The sequence below is a fragment of the Rufibacter radiotolerans genome (assembly GCF_001078055.1).
GTDB classification, from domain to species: Bacteria; Bacteroidota; Bacteroidia; order Cytophagales; family Hymenobacteraceae; genus Nibribacter; species Nibribacter radiotolerans.
Map to the genome: position 1 here is coordinate 88,786 of NZ_CP010777.1, position 18,706 is coordinate 107,491.

General features: G+C 44.1%; 17 protein-coding genes. 7 read left to right on the forward strand and 10 right to left on the reverse strand.

Translation table 11 applies throughout. The features are described 5' to 3' along the window. Nucleotides 1-72 precede the first annotated feature (72 nt). Both TH63_RS00330 and TH63_RS00335 read left to right on the forward strand, forming a co-directional pair. Entirely contained in the window at nucleotides 73-786 is a 714-nt protein-coding gene (locus TH63_RS00330; protein ID WP_197088607.1) for a hypothetical protein, read from the forward strand. Beyond that, entirely contained in the window at nucleotides 779-2,749 is a 1,971-nt protein-coding gene (locus tag TH63_RS00335) for a hypothetical protein (RefSeq protein WP_048919169.1), read from the forward strand. Before TH63_RS00330 ends, TH63_RS00335 begins: the two co-directional genes overlap by 8 nt. Before the next feature lie 96 nt (nucleotides 2,750-2,845). On the opposite strand, the gene TH63_RS00340 is transcribed toward TH63_RS00335, so the two are convergent. Continuing rightward, nucleotides 2,846-3,316: a hypothetical protein gene (locus TH63_RS00340; protein ID WP_048919170.1), complete on the reverse strand. Its 471-nt coding sequence runs from the start codon at nucleotides 3,314-3,316 to the stop codon at nucleotides 2,846-2,848. 285 nt (nucleotides 3,317-3,601) lie between these two features. Here TH63_RS00340 and TH63_RS00345 point away from each other — a divergent pair, with 285 nt between their 5' ends. Beyond that, nucleotides 3,602-4,405, forward strand: a complete 804-nt coding sequence (locus tag TH63_RS00345; RefSeq protein ID WP_048919171.1) for an HNH endonuclease — start codon at nucleotides 3,602-3,604, stop codon at nucleotides 4,403-4,405. A 204-nt stretch (nucleotides 4,406-4,609) separates the two neighbouring features. Here TH63_RS00345 and TH63_RS00350 read toward each other — a convergent pair whose 3' ends face one another. The 8 genes from TH63_RS00350 to TH63_RS00385 form a co-directional block, all read right to left on the reverse strand. Next, complete coding sequence (locus tag TH63_RS00350) at nucleotides 4,610-5,080, reverse strand: hypothetical protein (RefSeq protein ID WP_048919172.1); 471 nt, start codon at nucleotides 5,078-5,080, stop codon at nucleotides 4,610-4,612. A gap of 115 nt (nucleotides 5,081-5,195) precedes the next feature. Further along, on the reverse strand, nucleotides 5,196-5,777 hold the full coding sequence (locus TH63_RS20445) for a hypothetical protein (protein WP_048919173.1): 582 nt from the start codon (nucleotides 5,775-5,777) through the stop codon (nucleotides 5,196-5,198). Between the two features lie 67 nt (nucleotides 5,778-5,844). Further along, nucleotides 5,845-6,426, reverse strand: coding sequence for a hypothetical protein (locus tag TH63_RS00360; RefSeq protein WP_048919174.1), 582 nt, complete (start codon nucleotides 6,424-6,426; stop codon nucleotides 5,845-5,847). 104 nt (nucleotides 6,427-6,530) lie between these two features. After that, a complete protein-coding gene (locus tag TH63_RS00365; protein WP_048919175.1) occupies nucleotides 6,531-7,454 on the reverse strand; it encodes a phage/plasmid replication domain-containing protein in 924 nt (307 codons plus the stop codon). Between the two features lie 35 nt (nucleotides 7,455-7,489). After that, nucleotides 7,490-8,023 (reverse strand): hypothetical protein, encoded by a 534-nt coding sequence (locus TH63_RS00370; RefSeq protein ID WP_048919176.1) that lies wholly within the window; start codon nucleotides 8,021-8,023, stop codon nucleotides 7,490-7,492. Further along, a complete protein-coding gene (locus tag TH63_RS00375; RefSeq protein WP_048919177.1) occupies nucleotides 8,017-8,322 on the reverse strand; it encodes a helix-turn-helix domain-containing protein in 306 nt (101 codons plus the stop codon). The genes TH63_RS00370 and TH63_RS00375 overlap by 7 nt, the downstream gene beginning before the upstream one ends. Nucleotides 8,323-8,461: 139 nt before the next feature. Further along, nucleotides 8,462-9,247: a hypothetical protein gene (locus tag TH63_RS00380; RefSeq protein WP_048919178.1), complete on the reverse strand. Its 786-nt coding sequence runs from the start codon at nucleotides 9,245-9,247 to the stop codon at nucleotides 8,462-8,464. A 9-nt stretch (nucleotides 9,248-9,256) separates the two neighbouring features. Beyond that, nucleotides 9,257-10,345: a site-specific integrase gene (locus TH63_RS00385; RefSeq protein ID WP_048919179.1), complete on the reverse strand. Its 1,089-nt coding sequence runs from the start codon at nucleotides 10,343-10,345 to the stop codon at nucleotides 9,257-9,259. A 439-nt stretch (nucleotides 10,346-10,784) separates the two neighbouring features. Here TH63_RS00385 and TH63_RS00390 point away from each other — a divergent pair, with 439 nt between their 5' ends. Together TH63_RS00390 and TH63_RS00395 are read left to right on the forward strand one after the other, a co-directional pair. Beyond that, nucleotides 10,785-11,201, forward strand: coding sequence for a hypothetical protein (locus TH63_RS00390; RefSeq protein WP_048922483.1), 417 nt, complete (start codon nucleotides 10,785-10,787; stop codon nucleotides 11,199-11,201). Nucleotides 11,202-11,266: 65 nt separating this feature from the next. Beyond that, entirely contained in the window at nucleotides 11,267-12,049 is a 783-nt protein-coding gene (locus TH63_RS00395) for a sterol desaturase family protein (protein WP_048919180.1), read from the forward strand. A gap of 216 nt (nucleotides 12,050-12,265) precedes the next feature. Here TH63_RS00395 and TH63_RS00400 read toward each other — a convergent pair whose 3' ends face one another. Next, nucleotides 12,266-13,807 (reverse strand): alpha-N-arabinofuranosidase, encoded by a 1,542-nt coding sequence (locus tag TH63_RS00400; protein WP_048919181.1) that lies wholly within the window; start codon nucleotides 13,805-13,807, stop codon nucleotides 12,266-12,268. A 278-nt stretch (nucleotides 13,808-14,085) separates the two neighbouring features. On the opposite strand from TH63_RS00400, the gene TH63_RS00405 reads away from it, so the two are divergent. Continuing rightward, entirely contained in the window at nucleotides 14,086-16,452 is a 2,367-nt protein-coding gene (locus tag TH63_RS00405) for a glycoside hydrolase family 127 protein (protein ID WP_053093856.1), read from the forward strand. A 286-nt stretch (nucleotides 16,453-16,738) separates the two neighbouring features. After that, nucleotides 16,739-18,628 (forward strand): glycoside hydrolase family 97 protein, encoded by a 1,890-nt coding sequence (locus TH63_RS00410; protein ID WP_231583518.1) that lies wholly within the window; start codon nucleotides 16,739-16,741, stop codon nucleotides 18,626-18,628. Nucleotides 18,629-18,706: the final 78 nt, after the last annotated feature.

The following is an 18,706-nucleotide window of genomic DNA, read 5'->3' on the forward strand; positions in this document are numbered from 1 at the left end:
GATCAAAGTGTTGAGAATAATAAGAAGTTCTCTATATTCCAGTAATAATCGCTACTTGATAAAGATAAGTTATTGTCTATATTTGATGTAAAAGTCTGTTTGGGGACGAATCCATTACCAGTTTTGTCCGAGCAACGTATAGCCAATCAGACTTCTAAGCCTTTGGCTATCGATATGCAGAATAATCATAATATTGATGTAAAGAAAAGTACTGAGGGCAAGATTCCAATGGATCAAGACACGGCAACCAAAGTTAAAGCCTTTGAATATTTTACTAATCATCTGGTTGATTGGTATAAGGAGCAAAATCACGAACAAGAATTTTCTGATAATGACCTAAGCAAATTAAAGGTCCTCAAAATACATTTCTTTGTATGTGCAAGTAGAGCAAGTGAGAAAGAAGATGGCTTGTTAGATGTGTTTGATAATTTTTGGGCAATGCCATATGGGCATGTGGAAAGTGATGTATATACTTGGTTAGATAAGCTTGATTATATAAGAATTGATAATTATAAATTAGATATAGTTAAAGAATATTTAGATGATTACTTTTTAGACTTAGATTCTGATATCAAAAAAAGGATTGATGAGTCTTTTGTTGCCGTAAAATCAACAAATGCGAAATTGGTGAATTATATGGCAGTAGACTTAGTAGAGTTAAGTCATACTTGGTACTCCTGGAAGTCTATGTATAAGCTAGCAAGGTCTTTTAAAAAGTATAGTATGAAAATTCCAAAAGAAATAATTAAATCTGAAAATAAAATATATAGTTTAAAAGGTGTATAAGTCATTTGCCTACTTTCAAGAAACTTATTTAAAGCTAGCCAATCTCGCTAAATTCTATTCTGAAGATGCTATAGATGTATTTCTTCATTTACCTAGTGATGAGAGAGAGGAATTCGCTTCTAACTTTATTGTTGAAATAAATAGAGTTGCAGAGTCAATTTACTTATCGCTTAATAGGTCAATTATAAGTGGTGACTATATTTTTATAGAATCCTTAGAGAAGAAATTAGATCGCATAAAAAGTGATATAAACTCCATAATATCAAATGTGCCAAATGCACCCGGGGCTGGTGGTGAAATTATTAATAAGCTATTTGATGATCTTCAAAGCTCCTTTAGTATTCCTGTTCTTCATTCAATCGCACAATTTAAATTATTAATAAGCCAAGTCAATTTCAAATTGTCTTCTACTAAGGCTATACATTTATTTGATATAATAAATGATAAAGATAACAATGGCCTTGTAAATAACCCGCTTGGCACAATGACATCTGATTTGCATCAGGTGTTTTTGTTAAATATACAGCTAGCTAAGATTGATCACAATATAGCTGTGAGAAAAGACTATTTAGAGCTGTTAATAAATATTCAGAAGCAATTAGAAGGCGCATTGTCAGAAGTGCCTCAGACAATTGCACTTTTAATAAATATATTAATTGATAAATGTAACTACCTTTTATATAAAGTTCTTTTCAGGCTAAAGAAGGATAAAAGGGATTTCTTATATAGGTATGAGTATGAAGATAAAGAGCTTAATATAGAAGAAATAAAAAAAACCATACATTTTTATAGCCCATTTTTAGAGTTTACTGAAAACCATTATAATATTGGAGATAGATTTGGGCCATTTTATGATAAGATATTTAGCTTCATTAATGAAAAAGTAAGAAAAGGTCAAGATTTGCTAATTGGCGATTATCACACTCTTGTTAACTATTATAAAGACCAGAATAGGAGTGTTGAGCAGGTTAATAATATTGTTGAGCAATTTGATGAAGTATACAAGGCTAAATCGCCAAGCTTAAAAACCCAATTTGATAGGAGGGCCTTCAATACTAGTTATAACTATCTTTTAAATAATAGGATTTCTTTAGCGATTTATAAGAATAAATATTCAGAGGAAGTTGCAAAGGTTCTTGAGAAACGCCTGGAGTTCGTTTCTATAGTTCAACAAGAAACTCATATTAATAATTACTTCCCCTTTTATAGATTTAGTTTTTTTCTTTTAAGATCAATCAAAAGCGAATTAGAGCAAGAGCAACCTAATCAACATTTGATTAAGAGGCTTATCAAAAAAGCTGAAGACAACTTAACAAGGGCTTTAGGGAATTATGAATGGTGTAAGGAGAGGGACTATTTGCCTTTTCAGCTTCCCAAGAAGGAGTGCACTATATATAATAGAGCAACAATAGATGAAAAACCACTTCCAGTTTTTTTAGCTTCATCTTTTGTACTTCCTGTTAATTATGATGAGCTAGGAAGAGAATTAAGCCTTATGCAAACTGAACTCCATAAGCTAAAAAGCCAATCTGAAATTCAAATAAAGATTGACAGTGAAAAGGCGAAAATTCAGGCTATTAGAAATGAAATCGGACAACATGATAGAAAACAAATAGAAATTTTAAGTATTTTTTCAGGTATTGTTCTATTTACAATGGGCAGTATTAAAATATATGAAAATGTTCAAAATTTTAATCAAGCCATACTATTTATGGTTGCTTTTGCATTTTCATTAGGTTTGTTTGTGATTTGTATTTGGGTAGTAACTAGGTACGGAACAATAAAGCTAACTCCTATGCATTGGGCCATTTTTGGGTCATATATATTATTTACGTGCTTGTTGATTTATATAGTTAAGAGGCCAATGGATTACAACTATCCCAGAAAAATGGCCCCTCTTCCTGTAGGTGAGCCAGATTTTAATGTGGATAGCTTAAGTAAAACAAAGACATTTATTCGGTAAGAGAATTAAGATTGCTTTAGTTCGCTAAGTTAATTTGGCAAAACTTAGCCTAAGTATGTGAAAGGTTGGTTATGATTAGTTGTAACTTATATAATTTTATCTAGGTAATTTTTTGGTGTATTTTTCTTCTCTAAAGTACGGGCCAAATCCTCCTAAACTAAATTCATACTTTATAACAAATTGATTGTTTGCCAAAGTAAAGTAAGTCGTTATTATTCTTTCTCCCATTGGAAGTAGAAAGACGTACTGTTGTTCATCTATTTTTTTTATTGTGCTGTACAAGGTTTGCAGTATAGACTTGCTCTCATCTATCTCTTGCATAATAAAAAAGCCTGGCTTCTGATCATTTTTTGAAATTACTATTCGGGTATTTGATACACTATTAGCTTCACCTGTTGTAGTCCCAGTATTAAAATAAATACCTTCAATAGGGTCAAAGGTTCTTTTGGATGCAAATAATTCTTTTGCTTCCTCTTCAAGTAATAGTTGTGCAGGTGACACGAATGGCGCAAACAATAACAGTAGGCATAAACAAATTTTCTTGATAAGAACTCCAGGTGCTTTCATGTGTCAAATTATAATTTTTGTAAAATAGACTAAGTATCTTGGTAACAGACCACTAGAAAGTGTTGACATCAAAAGTGAAAATAAGCCTAATGAATGGGCTTAGTGCTTTTATGTATTATGGTCTAAGTATGCCTTTTTACCTTTCTAAAAGTTTTTAATGATATATTCTTTCTTTATTAAAAGCAAATTTTCATATCCTTTCTGGCTTTGTCAAATCTGTTCAAAGTCAATTATAGCTGGGTTCTGTTTTGAAATCATTTAGTAAAAGACTAGCAAGATTTCCATATGTATACTATTATAACTGAAAATGATGTTTCTGAGTGGGATGATAGAACAGGTACTCTTTATCACTTTCCAAATAGGTATCTTAAGTTCTTACAGCCTGAAACATCTATAATCTATTATAAAGGAAAGCTTAAGAACAAAGATTATAGAAACAAGAGACTGACTGATAGCCCCCATTACTTTGCGGTGGCAAAAGTTGAGGAAGTTTTCCCTGATCCTGCAAACAGCAGAAATCACTTTTGCACTATCAAAGATTTCACTCCTTTTGGTGTGCCAATTTTAGCAAAAGTAGATGATGAATTCTTAGAATCTATACCTTCTAGTAGAGAATCAAACTATTGGCGCGATGGGGTAAGACCTATAACAGAGGAGGTTTACCAGAAAGTCCTATCTAATACAATTGTCGTTGAAGTTGATTCTCCAGGCTTTGATAGTGAAGTATCACCAGAGGGAGAGCTAGAATCCTATCAGGAGGGAGACCCAAAAAAGAGGTACACAACAATTTATGAAAGGAATTCTGCTTTGCGTCAAAAGGCCATAGAAGTACATGGCACAACGTGCCAGGCCTGCCATTTTAATTTTAAGGAGTTCTATGGAGAGATAGGTGAAGGGTATATCCATGTTCACCATCTGAGGCCTATATCAGATGCTAAGGAAAGGATTTTTGTTAACCCTAAGACAGATCTTTGCGTGCTTTGCCCAAATTGCCATGCCATTGTGCATAGAACAAAGCATTATACTCTTTCATTAGAACAGGTGAAAGCCCTAATAAGTAGTGCTAAACTCTGCCAAAAGGTAGTTTGATCTTAGTCTAACATCAGATGAATTCTTGTGCTTTGGCTTCAATCTAATGAAATATTGCCCGGAAGGGCTAACATCCTAAGTAATGAATTTAGCCTTTCCTCTTCTTGCTTTGTTAGGTCCTTATTCTTAGCACAATGGTAGAAACAAGACGTTCACTATTTCTTCTCTCTCTGCCCTTATTGCTTATGATAAGAGGTGTCAATCTTATTTGGGCAGGATCTTTGTGTATTTATATTCATAGAATATAGGACCTAGTCCTTCAATTTTACTATCATATTTGATTGTAAACTGTTTATCTGTAATAGTATAATAAACCGTTTTCAGACCTCCATCCATTTTAATTAGATAAACATAAAGTTGCTCATCTATTTTTTTCATATTGGCATACAAAATCCTAAGGCTGTTATTTGCTTCATCAATTAATTGCATGTGGAAGAACCCTGGCTCCTGTGCATTTCTTGAAATAACGTATCTACTACTTCTTACACTGTTTGAAGCTCCTGAGTTTGTTTGAGTAACTAAATAAACTCCTTCAATAGGGTCTAATGATTTGGACTTTGTAAAATAATCTTTTGCTTCTGATTCAGAGGAGAACTGAGCGAATGAAATTAAAGGAGTAAATAAAAGCAGGGTAAAAAAGGTGACAGTCCTGAAAGCAGCAGTACAAAAAATCATATAATGGTTATTTTTGGTTTAAATTAAACTATAGAAAATAAATTGCAAAATTGAATTGTTGTCATTTACCAAACTTCAAGCAAGGATTTGCATCTTACCCTGGGCGTTCTTTATTCTAAAGTAACCTTTCTACCTCATCATAGTTTATGCTCTGTGCCTGCCTTAGCTTCTTCTGAATAGCCAAGTAACGCTTTGTAGGCTTGCCTGCATATGAGCTTTTAAAGTGTTTGCTGAATAGCTGCTCATAAAGTTCATCTTCCCCAAAGACCTTATCTAAGAGCCGGTGCAGTGTTCTGTTCTTATGGCTCTTGGTCTGTGATTCATACATACAGCCTGTATAGGCTGACCGGTGCAGGAACCTGTCACCAATCATATACAGAGTTCTGCAACGCTTTTGAGTATGGGGGCACACAAAGTACCATACCTGCCCCTTGCCTATGTTGGCAGGTAAGAAGGTAAGAGGCACCTTGTAGCTTATAGTTGTTCCATTGTAGGTATAACTTATTTGTAAGTAAGGACTAAAGCCATAGGTATCCACTAGAATATTGATACTAGACGTTCTCTGGCCATGTCTGCCCCAATGTATAATCCCGCTTTTGTAGCTGTTTGGGATTAGGTAACCCCACTTTTTAAGATTGGTAATGGTTAATGTTTTCACCTCATCATAGAGAGTTGGGAGCGTGGGATGTTTAGCCATTTTTAGGTGTGATGAGGCTTATGTAACCTAAATGTTTAGGGAATGTCAATAAATTGGGTTGATAACCTTACCTCCATTCTTTAAACCGGGCACCGTTACATTGAAAGCAGATACCATTTTTATAGTAATCATATTCATATAGATAACCCGTGCCTTGGCACCTAGAACAGGGGGTTAACACTTTACCCCTATTCATATTTTCATCTTCATAGATCTTTATAACATCTTTATTATGTATTTCTTGGTGACATTTATGACAAACAACCATTAAGCTCTCATTAGGGTATTCCCATGGGAACTTATCTAAAATATAATAGGTATGGTGAACTTCAGGAAAATGAGGATCGGCTTGTATAGTAAGCACAGGAACATGTTTGTCAAAGCTATCTATAATTTCACCTGTAATGTGACTTCTGATTGGTACTTCCTTTATAACTTCATCCCAAACAGCAGGTAAAAACTTTATATTTGAGCCAATTTTTTTAGGAACATAATCTTGAATACAGACTACTTTGCATCTTTCACAAGCATATCCGGTTCTATTAAGGATCTGTTGTCGTTTGGATTTCCACTCTTCTAAGCTCAACAAAACGGAATAAGGAATCCTTCTTCCATTAAATTCCTGAATGATATCTGTAAGCTTTGCCATATATATTTAAGGTTTAATTAATAACTCATTAATTCGTTAATTGAATCTAAAATATAGGGTTTGCATTTCAAGCAGTAGTAAATTACTGTATTTCTTTGAATGACTTACCTATAATTCTGCTTTATCCTAGCTACTTTCCTGTCCAATTCCTTAATCAGGTCTGGGGTGTCAGGCGCCAGGGCTTTGGAATATTCTCTTACATCCTTTCTTGCCCTAGAGTAGTACTCTGGCTTATCAAAGCTCCTAAGCTCTTTGAGTTGATCTATCAAGTGCAGAAAAGCATCTGGGCCCTTTTCCTTTATACATAGGGCTATAACCTGATTCCATAAGTCCTTTGGGTATTTGATTTTAGTTAAGTCCATATTTATAAGTCCTATTTTTTGGATTGCCTCATACTCCTGCACAACTTTATCTATCAAACCCATATAGAAACCTTCTTCCGTCAAAGTGGCAGGGGTGATGTGGGTTTGTTTGAACTGCTTTGCCAGGCGTTGCATATAACTTACCTCATACCTCAGCAGGTTCTTTCCATGGTAGATAGCAGGTATAGCTACTCCTTTGCTCTTGCTCTCTGCTATCTTGTTATAGAACTGCTTCAGCCTTAGCCCGTTTTTGTAACTTATGCTTTTGGGCTGGGTAAGGCGTTGGTAGTGGTTGCTTTGGCCCAGGTACGGGTAGTAAAGCTCTGGCTTAAAATCGGTAACTATGTTTAGCCCTGCATCTATCCTGGTTAAGGTAGCTTTTTGGATAGGCAGGTGTAGGATGTCTGCCATCATTTCAAAGGCCCTCCTGGCATCGCTTCTGTTCAGGGTATGCAAGTTGTCGCCTAGGTAGAACTTAGTTAAGCTGCCCTTGATAAAGAGCCCGCTGTCTGACAGGTAGGCTTTGCAGTTGTTTAGGTGGCCGGTGTAGTAAACCTGCCCATCTGCTTTGCAGGTTTCTGATAGGTCGGTAAGGTAGGGCAGGCAGTCTATTAGGTTACTGCCTGCCTGTTCCTGGCTAATCCTTAGCCCTACTGAATCATACATCTTAATTGACAAAAAATGTAGCAGTGTACCACTTGCTATATAGCACTTCCATAGTCAAACAAAGGCTGGGCCTGTTGCCTCAAGGTTTGCACCTCTTGATCCAGCTCCCCATCTATCAGGCGTTGGTAGTAGGCGTTGACCAGGTTCCTGCCCTCAGCAATTACAAGTACTTCTACCTGGCTTAGGTCAGCATTGGTAATGAACAGGTAGGCATCGTTCCTGAAAGGGAATAGGGGGTTTGGCTCCCTGTTTGATTTTAGCCGGTTGGCATTGGGGTAGCCATACCCAAATTGGGGAAAGTCTATATCTTCAAAGTAGATACTAGAAAGGTTCAGTTTACCGTTAGATAGGGCCCATTCTGCCAACCGCTTGCAGTTGGCTTTTACAAACTCCCTGGCAGGTGTCTTATAGAAATACATCTGCCCTTTGGCATTGACAAAATCTGTCAAGCCTGTATAGTTTTTGGGGTTGGTTTGCAGGGTGCAATCCAGCCTAGTCTTTGAATTGATCTTGTTTGCCTGCCTTAGGTAGTCTTGCAGGATCTCAAGCTTATAGTAGGCCGTTAGCATCTTGCACCTCCCATTTTATTAAGTGAGATATAAGTATCTGCCTGCTCTTCTATAAGGGCCTTATCTAGGGGCTTGCAGGGATTTCTTTGCAGCCATTGGTCTACCTCTAGCTTATTAAAATAGATGTGTTTCCCCTGGGGCTTAAAATGGGGTATGCCCGCTGCTGAGGTCAGTTTATACAGATAGCTTTTTGATAAGCCTGTGTATGCTGCTGCCTCATCAAAGTTTAGTACTGTCTTTTGGGTGAGGAGTAAAGATTCAATATTCTTTAGCCTTGCCTCTAAATTTTGTAATTCCATTTCTTACTTTTTAAGAGTTAGAGAAATGGATTGGCCAATCCTTATGCTGTTAACAAGAGCAAAGGTGGCGAAGGCAAGAAAGAAAGTAGTTCCATCTATTCCAACGGAATAAAATAGGAACTAGTAGAACTAAATATGTTTATCGGGTGGGCTTGTAAAATGGTATATGCTTGAAATGTTCTCTAAAATCTTCTGCCTTGTTTCTTTCTTGAGGCTGAAAGTTCTTAGCGCTTAGATTTGCTTCAAACTGAATGTTAAATGCTGAAGCTTTTACAGGATTAGAAATAGTGTTATGGCTTTTAAAATACCCCTTCTTTTCCAGATCAGTGCATAATGCTACCAAATGCCTGCCAATCGGTTCTACAATCCATTGTCCTGTGCTGGAAAGGTACTCTTCTAAAAACCCCAATACTTTGTCCGCCTCTTCAGACTCTTTAAAAAGGGATTTCCAGTCTAAGACTTTGCTTGTGGACATTTCTTTCTCGGTAGGGCTCGCGTTTAAACCTTTCTCAACTATTGGTATAAATTCGTCAAAAAAAGAACCACACTCTTTGTATGCCGCCTTGATTATAGGCTCAGTTGTGCGCTCGCCTAACTCTTTGTAACGTTTTAAGACTTCTAATACTTCCTTTAACTTCTTTAACCTAAGCCCACCAATAGCTTTATTGGCCTCCTCAATGTTTAATGGAATGTTTTTCAGGAGGGCATTATATATCCTAGCCATCTCCCAAGCAGTAACTTCACTGGCAGCTTTTTCAATCATTTTATAATTTCTCGGATACCTTTCCCTTGCTAATTCAGGGAACTCTATTGCCCAGCTTAGAAACTCCCTATAATGTTCATCATTAACACTGGGGACTTCCTCCATTTCTCTTTTAATTTCCCTTAAAATTTCCTCGAGATTTTTATTGTTATCTTTTGGCATAGCAGGGGTTTAGTAGTTTAAATCAGGTAAAGCGTTTACTGCCTGGTGCTTCCTTTCATCTGCAATGCTGAGGTACTTCTGGGTATGCTTAATAGAGGTATGCCCTAAGAGCTGGGAAAGGGTCTTTAGGTCATAGCCTAACAGCAAGATGTTAGTAGCAAAGGAATGGCGGGCACTATGCCAGGTAATGCGCTTTTCTATACCGGCCCGGGCTGCCCAATTTTTGATGGTCTTTGCTGAGCCATTGAAAGAGGGCAGAGGGAATACCAGTTCCTTAGGGGCGCCTTTCTCCCCAATCAGTTTTAGGGCGTTGTGGTTAAGCCTAAGCCTGTTTACCTCCTGGGTCTTGCTCTGTCTTAGAGTTAGCTCTGTGTTGCTTATATCCTGCCATTTCAGCTCTTTAATGTCTCCAAACCTTAGGCCGGTATTGCAGGCAAAGAGAAAGGCCCGCTTTATGGTATCGCTGCCACAGGGGGTCTTTGATAGCTTGCTTACCTCATCAAGGCTCAGCACTCCCTTAGTCATGCCCCCGCTTTTGAATTTCAGGTTTTCAGGCAGGGGGTTCTTTGGGAACAGGTTTTCCCTTATGCCATACTTTACTACTTTCCTGAACCGGTTAAAGTAGGTGAGGGGGCCCTCACCTGTTTGGTTTGCCTCTAGATAATCCTTAAAGCCTATGATCAGGTTTTGGGTAAGGTCTTTACAAGCCAGTTTTTCTTTGCCATACCTTTCTAGTAAAAAGTCTTTGAACTTGCTGAGGGTGGCACTCAGTACCCTGTTATCTTTTTTGGTGTAATGGGTAATGTATGCCTGATAGAACTTTATAAAATCTGTATGGCTCAGGCTCTTTGCCTGCAAGTCAAAAGTACCCATTAGGGCCTCTTCTGTCCTTTTGGCTTTGATGCGCTGGGCAAGCTCTAAATTGGTTTGGTTGGCATCTTTTTCTAAGGGGTTCTTAGGTTTGGCTATTAAATAGAGCTTTAAAAACTCATACTGCCTTTCCCCTTCCTTGTAATAATCAAGGTAAAGACTTAGATTGCCATTGGTGAGCTTTTTCTCCCTAAGCCTCACAGGTTCTTTGTTTGCTAGCTTTTTCACTTCTTACCCCTTTGTTTTCCTTTGTTATCTAATGTAAGGAAAGTAATTGAAGCGAGTAACAAACGAGTAACAAACTGGTAACAAAATTTACTGAAACAAAGGAAAATAAGAGAAAATGATAAGGGGCTGAAAACAGAAAAACAGCCTTAAAGTGGGTTTAAAAGCGGTTTTTGTTTATTGTTGTTTTCCTATGTTAGCGGGTTGTGTACCCGCTCCTGGTACTAAATCAAAAAGCCCTTTGTATAGCTTACAAAGGGCTTTTTGATTTTAACTCTCCCTCAGTTCCCACGCAAGGCCCTCCTTTGCCTATATCCCTAAAAACATACCAAAAATCTTTTCCCAAAATGAAATTTCAGACGGGTAACCTATGTTACTACAGCAGTCTGGCATCAAGCATATCAAGCTAGGCCTGCCAATCCCTATAGACCGAATACCCTTTATGACGCAAGAGCTTACAAACTCATTTGGAAAAGTATTTCTAACCATTAAAGTTGACACCGAGAATAAGTGGGTACACGTCACTTGGATGGGGTATCTGACCCCCGAGAATATCAAAACAGGGGCCGCGGCGTATGTGGCCGCGCTCAAGAAGGCCGGGTTTAGCCGGGTATTGAATGATACCCGGCTGGTGATAGGCTCTTGGGACCATTCCATTGATTGGGTGATTAATGAATGGGCGCCTCAAGCGGCGAAAGACGGGTTGCGGTATTTCAGCATGCTTACTACCCCAGAGAGCTTCGCAGATGCGAGTGCGCTGGCGTTTTGCAACAGCCTTACTGCTTTCCAATGCGGCGTGTTTGCCGAGGTGGAGGATGCCAAAAAATGGCTGGCCAAACCGTATGTAGAGATTTCATAGCGAAAGCTATGGAGAAAAAGAAGGGCCTTGTGAGAATTCGTATACGAGCGTAAGTAGCTTTACTTATGAATACGCAGTTCTGGTTATTTTATATAGTGCTGGCCGTCCGCTATGTAGTTATAGCGGGTTTGGCGTTCCTGGTATTTTACGTGTTCTGGCCTGAGAAATTTGCCGGACGTAAAATTCAGGCGCTCTTCCCAAAGCAAAAAGACTATGCCCGAGAGGTAGGCTACTCCTTCTTCACGTTTGTAGTGTTTGCCTTGTACGGTATTCTGCTTTCCTCTGACCTGGTACGGCCCTACACGGAAATCTATACCCAAATCAGTGCGTATGGCTGGGGCTACTTTTGGGTAAGCGTGTTCCTGGCCTTGGTCATTCATGATGCTTACTTCTACTGGACCCATCGGCTTATGCACCACCCCAGGTTATTCAAGGCGTTTCACCTCACGCACCATAAATCGGTGAACCCTTCGCCGTGGGCGTCTTTTTCCTTTAGTCCGCTGGAGGCATTGGTAGAGGGCGGTATTATCCTGGTCATTGCCGTGCTTATCCCCATCCACCCGCTGGCTATTCTGGCCTTCCTGCTTTTCATGACCGTGTACAATGTGTATGGCCACCTGGGGTATGAAATTTACCCGCAGTGGTTAGTGAACAGCAGATTAGGCCGATGGCTGAATACCTCCACTAACCATAACATGCACCACAAGTTTTTCAAGGGGAACTATGGGTTGTACTTCCGGTTGTGGGATGAATGGCTGGGCACCACCCACGTAAAATATGAGGAGACCCTGCAGCAACTGGTAAGCGACCGGGAGAAGCAAATTGCCCCTGAAAAGCAGCTTAACTAAGAAGCGTATATACCACCACCTAGAGACATAAAACAGCCTCGCAAGATCAAATCCTGCGAGGCTGTTTTATGTCTGTTTTTCTAAGAACGTGCTCAAAGCGGCACCATGTGGCAAGGCATGTTTTAGCTGATGAAATGCATTTTCAGAACAGCCGGGAGAGTTTAAAGGACTATATTTCCTTTCCTAGGCTTATGGAGCTTGGCCCTGGCCAAACCCCTACTTCATTTCCAACACCACCACTGAGAAAGGCGGCAACTCTACGTTCAAAGAATTGCCTTTCAGTTTGGCGCCTTTGAAAGCCACCGGCTTAATCACGTCTGGCTTGTCAAAGGTGTTGTGGTCCTGCAGGGTTTTGGAGGTCACTATGCGGCCCAATACGTTTTTGTAGCGGGCGCCCTCAATGGTAATAGCCACTTGCTGCTTGTTCTTGGGGTCAATGTTCACCAGGGAGATATGCGTTGCCCCGTTCTTGTCACGGGAGGCCGAGCCGTTCACCGCTTTCAGTTTCTCATTACCCAAAGTGTAGTCAGCGCTTTGCACGGTGAAGGGGAGGTAGGTGGCGTCCTGGTGCACGTTATACATCTCCATGACGTGGTAGGTAGGCGTCAAGAGCATCTTTTCCTCATCGGTGAGGATCACGGACTGCAGCACGTTAATTGCCTGGGCCAGGTTGGCCATGCGCACGCGGTCTGAATGGTTGTTGAAGGTGTTGAGGGTAGAACCGGCAATCATGGCATCGCGCATAGTGTTCTGCTGGTACAGAAACCCTGGGTTGGTGCCGGGCTCCACTTCATACCAGCCGCCCCACTCGTCAACCACCAGGGCAATCTTTTTGGCGGGGTCATACTTGTCCATGATGGCGCTGTGTTTCTGAACCAGCTCTTCCATGTGCAGGGCGCTTTTCATGGTGGCGAAGTACTGCTCCTCAGAGAATTTCACCGAAGGGCCTTTCTTGTCCCAGTTGATCACCGCGTAGTGGTGCAACGCCACGCCTTCAATCAGGTTCTTCGGGATGATCTTCATCAGCGTCTCAGTCCAGTTATAGTCACCGCCATTGGCGCCAGAGGCGATCCTGAACAGTTTGCCCGAGTTGTTCCAGTCAGAGACGAAGGTGGCGTATTTGCGGTACTCGTTGGCGTAGTACTCGGCGGTCATGTTGCCGCCGCAGCCCCAGGCCTCGTTACCAATCCCCCAGTACTTCACGTTCCAGGGTTTTTCGCGGCCGTTTTCTTTGCGCAGTTTAGACATGGGGCCCACGCCCGCAAAGTTGGTGTACTGCACCCAGTCTGCGAGTTCCTGCACGGCCCCGCTGCCCATGTTGCCTGCTAGGTAAGGCTCGGTGCCCAACAGTTCGCACATGTTCAGGAAATCATGCGTCCCGAAGCTGTTGTTCTCCGTCACGCCACCCCACCAGGTATTGACAATGGAAGGCCGCTGCTCCTTGGGGCCGATGCCGTCTTTCCAGTGGTAGGTATCGGCGAAACAGCCGCCCGGCCAGCGCAGATTAGGGATCTTCAGCTTCTTCAAGGCGTCCACCACGTCGTTCCGTACCCCAGCCGTGTGCGGAATCTTGGTGTTGTTTTCACCCACATAAAAACCGCCATAAATACACCGGCCCAAATGCTCTGCAAAATGCCCGTAAATGTGGCGGCTGATGATCTGCTCAGCCTTAGCCGGAACAGTAAGGGTGGCAGTGTTTTGTGCGTTGGCGGCAGTCACGGCCAAAAGAAGGAGGAGGCTCAGGATTGTGTTCTTCATATTTATAACCTGTATAATAGATGTTCTGCTGCTGAAATGTAAAACGGAAGAATATTTATGGGCAAAGATTGCAATAAATATAAGTGTATTTAATACATTTAAAAATTAATTTTAAGGTTAACCTGCTTTACCTCATTAGGCGGGCTTGTTGGGTAAGGCGCTTTTCCTGTTTTGGGACTGTTTTTTCAAAAACATGTCTAAAACAGGAAAAGCGCCGGCTCTCTGTGGTAGGCCCCAGCCGCCGTTTAATACCTCTGTTTACAATTGAAAAAATGCTCATGAAGGCGAAGATTTTGTGGTTTGTTTTTTTGATGCTAGCCCCTGCCTGGGGTTTTTCCCGGCAGGGCCAACTACAGAGTTTTCCGCTGGCGCAGGTGCGGTTGCTGGAGGGGCCTTTCAAGCAGGCGCAGCAAACAGATCTGGCCTATATGCTGTCGTTGGACATGGACCGTTTATTGGCCCCTTTTCAGAAAGAAGCCGGAATCCAGCCCAAGGCCCAGAACTACGGCAACTGGGAAAACACCGGCCTGGACGGGCACATTGGAGGACACTACCTCTCGGCGCTGGCTTTGATGTACGCGGCCACCGGCAACCCCGAGGTGCAGCAGCGGCTCACCTACATGGTCGATGCCCTGGAGGCCTGCCAGCAGAAAAGCGGCGACGGCTACCTGGGCGGCACTCCGGGCGGCAAGGAGATGTGGCAAGATATAAAGGCGGGTAAGATAGACGCGGGCAGCTTCTCGCTGAACAAGAAATGGGTGCCCTGGTACAACATCCACAAAACGTATGCGGGCTTACGCGATGCCTACGTTTTTGCGGGCAACGAGAAAGCCAGGCAGATGCTCATCAAACTCTCTGATTGGTGCCTGGACCTGACCGCTAATCTTTCAGATGCCCAAATCCAGGACATGCTGCGGAGCGAGCACGGCGGTATGAACGAAGTGTTTGCGGATGTGGCCGAGATCACCGGTGACCCAAAATACCTGGTCCTGGCCAAAAGCTTTTCCCAGACTTCGGTCCTGAATCCTTTATTGCAGGGCAAAGACGTCTTGAATGGCATGCACGCCAATACCCAGATCCCAAAGGTGATCGGCTTCCAGCGGGTGGCCGAGGTGAGCGGGGATAAAACCTGGACTCCCGCCGCCGAATTCTTCTGGCAGACGGTGGTGAAAAACCGCACGGTCTCTATTGGGGGCAACAGCGTGAGTGAGCATTTCCATCCGGCCAACAACTTTTCTTCTATGCTGGAAGGGAAGGAGGGCCCCGAGACCTGCAACACCTACAACATGCTCAAGCTCAGCAAGCAACTGTATCTAGCCAGCGCTTCGGCGGAGTATCTTAATTACTATGAGCGGGCCATGTACAACCACATCCTGTCCTCGCAGCACCCCACCCAGGGCGGTTTCGTGTACTTTACGCCCATGCGGCCCAGGCACTACCGCGTGTATTCCCAGCCGCAGCTGGATTTCTGGTGCTGCGTGGGTTCCGGCCTAGAAAACCACGGCAAGTACGGCGAACTGATCTATGCCCATTCCGCCAAAGACCTGTACGTGAATCTGTTTCTGCCTTCTGTTTTAGAGTGGAAGGAGAAAGGTGTAACGCTTACCCAAAACACCAAATTCCCTTTTGAGGAATCCTCTGCCCTCACCTTTGCTCTTAAAAAAACGCAGAAGTTTACCCTGTACATCAGGTACCCCGAGTGGGTGGAAGCCGGGCAGCTGCGAGTAACCGTAAATGGCAAAGCGGCTAAGGTTACCCAAGCTGCCAACGGCTACTTGGGCCTGGACCGGAAGTGGAAATCAGGCGATGTGGTCACGGTGTCTCTGCCCATGCACACCAAAGCCGAGTACCTGCCGGATGGCTCGCCCTGGGTTTCTTTTGTACACGGTCCGTTGGTGCTGGCGGCCGTTACCGATACCACTGGGTTAAAGGGCCTGAGAGCCGACGGGAGCCGCATGGGCCACGTGGCCAACGGGCCCTTGTATTCACTGGAAGAAGCGCCTTTGCTGGTATCTGCCGGGAAAGACGTGGCGGCCGGTATTCAGCCCGTGGCGGGCAAGCCCTTTACCTTTACAGCTTCCTCGCTTCTGCACCAGGAACAATACAAGCAACTGGAACTGGTGCCTTTTTACCAGATCCATGACGCCCGCTACACCATTTATTTCCCGGTTACTTCGCCCGAAGGGCTAGAGGCCAGAAAAGCCGCCCTCAAAGAAAAGGAAACAGCCAAACTGGCGCTGGAGGCCCAAACCATTGACCAGGTAGCCCCCGGCGAGCAGCAACCAGAATCTGACCACGGCTTTGCTGGCGAACAGACCGAGACCGGCGTTTTCAAAGACCGCCACTGGCGCCATGCCCGCGGCTGGTTCAGCTATACGCTCAAGAACAAAGGGCCGGGTCCGCGCCGGCTGCGTCTGATGTATTACGGCAAAGACAAAGACCGCCACTTCACCATCTCCGTGAATGGGCAGGTGCTGGCCACTGAAAAACTGGCCGGTACAGGAGGCGATAAATTTATGGAAGTGGATTATGAAATTCCGGCCGCGGTGCTGGAGAAGGCCAAAGGCGGAGAACTGAAGCTGGAGTTTAAAGCCTTGCCCAACTCAACAACAGCAGGCATTTATTACGTGCGACTGCTGCGGTAACGCCAAAAGGGGCATGCCTGTAGTATCTGATTTTTTGTAGAACCATATGAAATCCAAACGCTTGCTTCCTTAGTAGTTGGGTGCATGGCCGCCTTCCAGGTACACGGCAGGTATTTTAGGCTTGTTTTCCTGAAAACAAGATCAAAACGCTTTCTTCCAAATTCCTCAAACTGTGACGATGTTCTTTAAATCAAAACAAGTATCACCCTTGCTCGCCTTGTGTTCGCCGCTCATGTTGCTGTTAGCGGTGTGGGGGCTAAGCAGCTGTTCCCAAACTACTACTGCCGTGAAAAGTGCCGCAATAGAAAAAGAGTATCCGCTGGCCAGCCCAGATAAAAGCCTGGAAGTTAGGTTCCGGCTTACCCCAGACCAACGGGCCGTGTATACAGTGTCCCGAAACGGGACCGTGGTACTGCAGGACTCAAAGTTGGGTGTGTTGATGGAAGACGCCGATCTTACCAAGGGCTTGGCGCTGGAGTCTGTTTCTAAAGAAGAGAAAGTAACGGACAGCTATGAGATCTTAACGGCCAAGCGCAGGAAGAACACCTACCGCGCCAACAAGCGCACCTTTCGGTTAAAGACCGCGCAGGGGCAACAGATGGACGTGATTTTCCAGGTTTCCAATGACGGGGTGGCGTTTCAGTATTACTTCCCGGGGCAGACCTCTGAGAAAAAGAAGATCACCCAGGAAGTGACGTCCTTTAAATTCCCGCAGGGGGCCAAAGCTTGGCTGCAGCCCATGTCAGATGCCAAAACCGGCTGGGAGCGCACAAATCCTTCGTATGAGGAACATTACCAGAAAGGCATCGCTGTAGGCACGCCCTCGCCCTTCAAGGCCGGCTGGGTTTTCCCTGCTTTGTTTGAAACCGGCGAGAGTTGGGTGCTGATCACAGAATCTGGCCCGGACGGCGATTACTGTGGTTCAAGGCTGGCGCAGAATTCCCCGGACGGGGAGTACAGCGTGGCGTTTCCGCAGGAGCAGGAGAAATTCCCGGGCGGCGTCCTGAACCCCGAGTCTACCTTGCCCTGGTACTCGCCGTGGCGCATAGTGGCCGTGGGCTCCCTGAAAACCATTGCTGAATCTACCCTGGGTACCGATCTGGCCAAGCCCGCTATCAAAATGGACCAAGGCTTTATCAAACCGGGTAAGGCCTCCTGGAGCTGGGCGCTGCTCAAAGATGACTCCACGGTCTATGACGTACAGAAACGGTTCATTGACTACGCCGCCCGCATGAAATGGCACTACACGCTCATTGACGCCGAATGGGACCGGAAGATAGGCTATGCCAAAATCAAGGAACTGGCGGACTATGCCAAGACCAAAAATGTGGGGCTGTTGCTGTGGTACAACTCGGCGGGCTCCTGGAACGGCACGCCTTTCACACCCAAAGACAAAATGCTCACCCGCCAGAGCCGCCAACAGGAGTTCGGGCGCCTGCGCGAGATGGGCATCAAAGGCGTGAAGATTGATTTCTTCGGCGGCGATGGCCAGAGCGTGATGCAGTACTACACCGATATTCTCAAAGACGCAGCGGAGTACGGCTTGCTGGTGAATTTCCATGGCTGCACCCTGCCCCGCGGCTGGCAGCGCACCTACCCCAATCTTATGACCATGGAATCTATCAAAGGCTTTGAGTTCATCACCTTTGACCAGCGAAACGCCGATGAGGAACCCACCCACGCCACCGTGATTCCGTTTACCCGCAACGTGTTTGACCCCATGGATTTCACGCCCGTGAACCTGGACAAGATTCCCAGAATCACCCGAAGAACCACCAAGGGTTTCGAGCTGGCGCTGTCGGTGCTGTTTACGTCAGGTATCCAGCATTACGTTGAAATCCCCGCGGGTATGGCCAAGGCCCCGGCCTACGTGCAGGAGTATATGAAAAACGTGCCCAGCGTGTGGGAGGACTCCAGGTTCATTGATGGTTATCCCGGCAAACTGGTGGTGATGGCCCGACAAGCCGAAGGCAAATGGTATGTGGCCGGGATCAACGGGGAGAATACCGCCAAAACGCTGGACCTGGACCTTGCCTTCCTGAAAGGGAAGAAAGGCTCTCTGATTACCGACGGCAACGAAGCAAGTGGCTGGCAACAGCAAACAGTAGAGGTAAGCCTCACCGGCAAGACAGCGGTGGAAATAAAGCCTAACGGCGGATTTGTGCTGGTGTTTTAGGGCTCCCGTCAGGAGGAAATGCAAGAGTTCTAGCTCTTGCCCGGTTGGTTTTGTTTCAGGGCCATTTTGGCCAAAACA

Excerpts from the sequence above, each read along its gene's own strand:
- TH63_RS00350 (WP_048919172.1), bottom strand. The coding sequence starts at position 5,080 with ATGATTTTTTGTACTGCTGCTTTCAGGACTGTCACCTTTTTTACCCTG.
- TH63_RS00340 (WP_048919170.1), bottom strand. The coding sequence starts at position 3,316 with ATGAAAGCACCTGGAGTTCTTATCAAGAAAATTTGTTTATGCCTACTG.
- TH63_RS00395 (WP_048919180.1), top strand. The coding sequence starts at position 11,267 with ATGAATACGCAGTTCTGGTTATTTTATATAGTGCTGGCCGTCCGCTAT.
- TH63_RS00365 (WP_048919175.1), bottom strand. The coding sequence starts at position 7,454 with ATGTATGATTCAGTAGGGCTAAGGATTAGCCAGGAACAGGCAGGCAGT.
- TH63_RS00360 (WP_048919174.1), bottom strand. The coding sequence starts at position 6,426 with ATGGCAAAGCTTACAGATATCATTCAGGAATTTAATGGAAGAAGGATT.
- TH63_RS00370 (WP_048919176.1), bottom strand. The coding sequence starts at position 8,023 with ATGCTAACGGCCTACTATAAGCTTGAGATCCTGCAAGACTACCTAAGG.
- TH63_RS20445 (WP_048919173.1), bottom strand. The coding sequence starts at position 5,777 with ATGGCTAAACATCCCACGCTCCCAACTCTCTATGATGAGGTGAAAACA.
- TH63_RS00390 (WP_048922483.1), top strand. The coding sequence starts at position 10,785 with ATGACGCAAGAGCTTACAAACTCATTTGGAAAAGTATTTCTAACCATT.
- TH63_RS00400 (WP_048919181.1), bottom strand. The coding sequence starts at position 13,807 with ATGAAGAACACAATCCTGAGCCTCCTCCTTCTTTTGGCCGTGACTGCC.
- TH63_RS00380 (WP_048919178.1), bottom strand. The coding sequence starts at position 9,247 with ATGCCAAAAGATAACAATAAAAATCTCGAGGAAATTTTAAGGGAAATT.
- TH63_RS00405 (WP_053093856.1), top strand. The coding sequence starts at position 14,086 with ATGAAGGCGAAGATTTTGTGGTTTGTTTTTTTGATGCTAGCCCCTGCC.
- TH63_RS00375 (WP_048919177.1), bottom strand. The coding sequence starts at position 8,322 with ATGGAATTACAAAATTTAGAGGCAAGGCTAAAGAATATTGAATCTTTA.
- TH63_RS00345 (WP_048919171.1), top strand. The coding sequence starts at position 3,602 with ATGTATACTATTATAACTGAAAATGATGTTTCTGAGTGGGATGATAGA.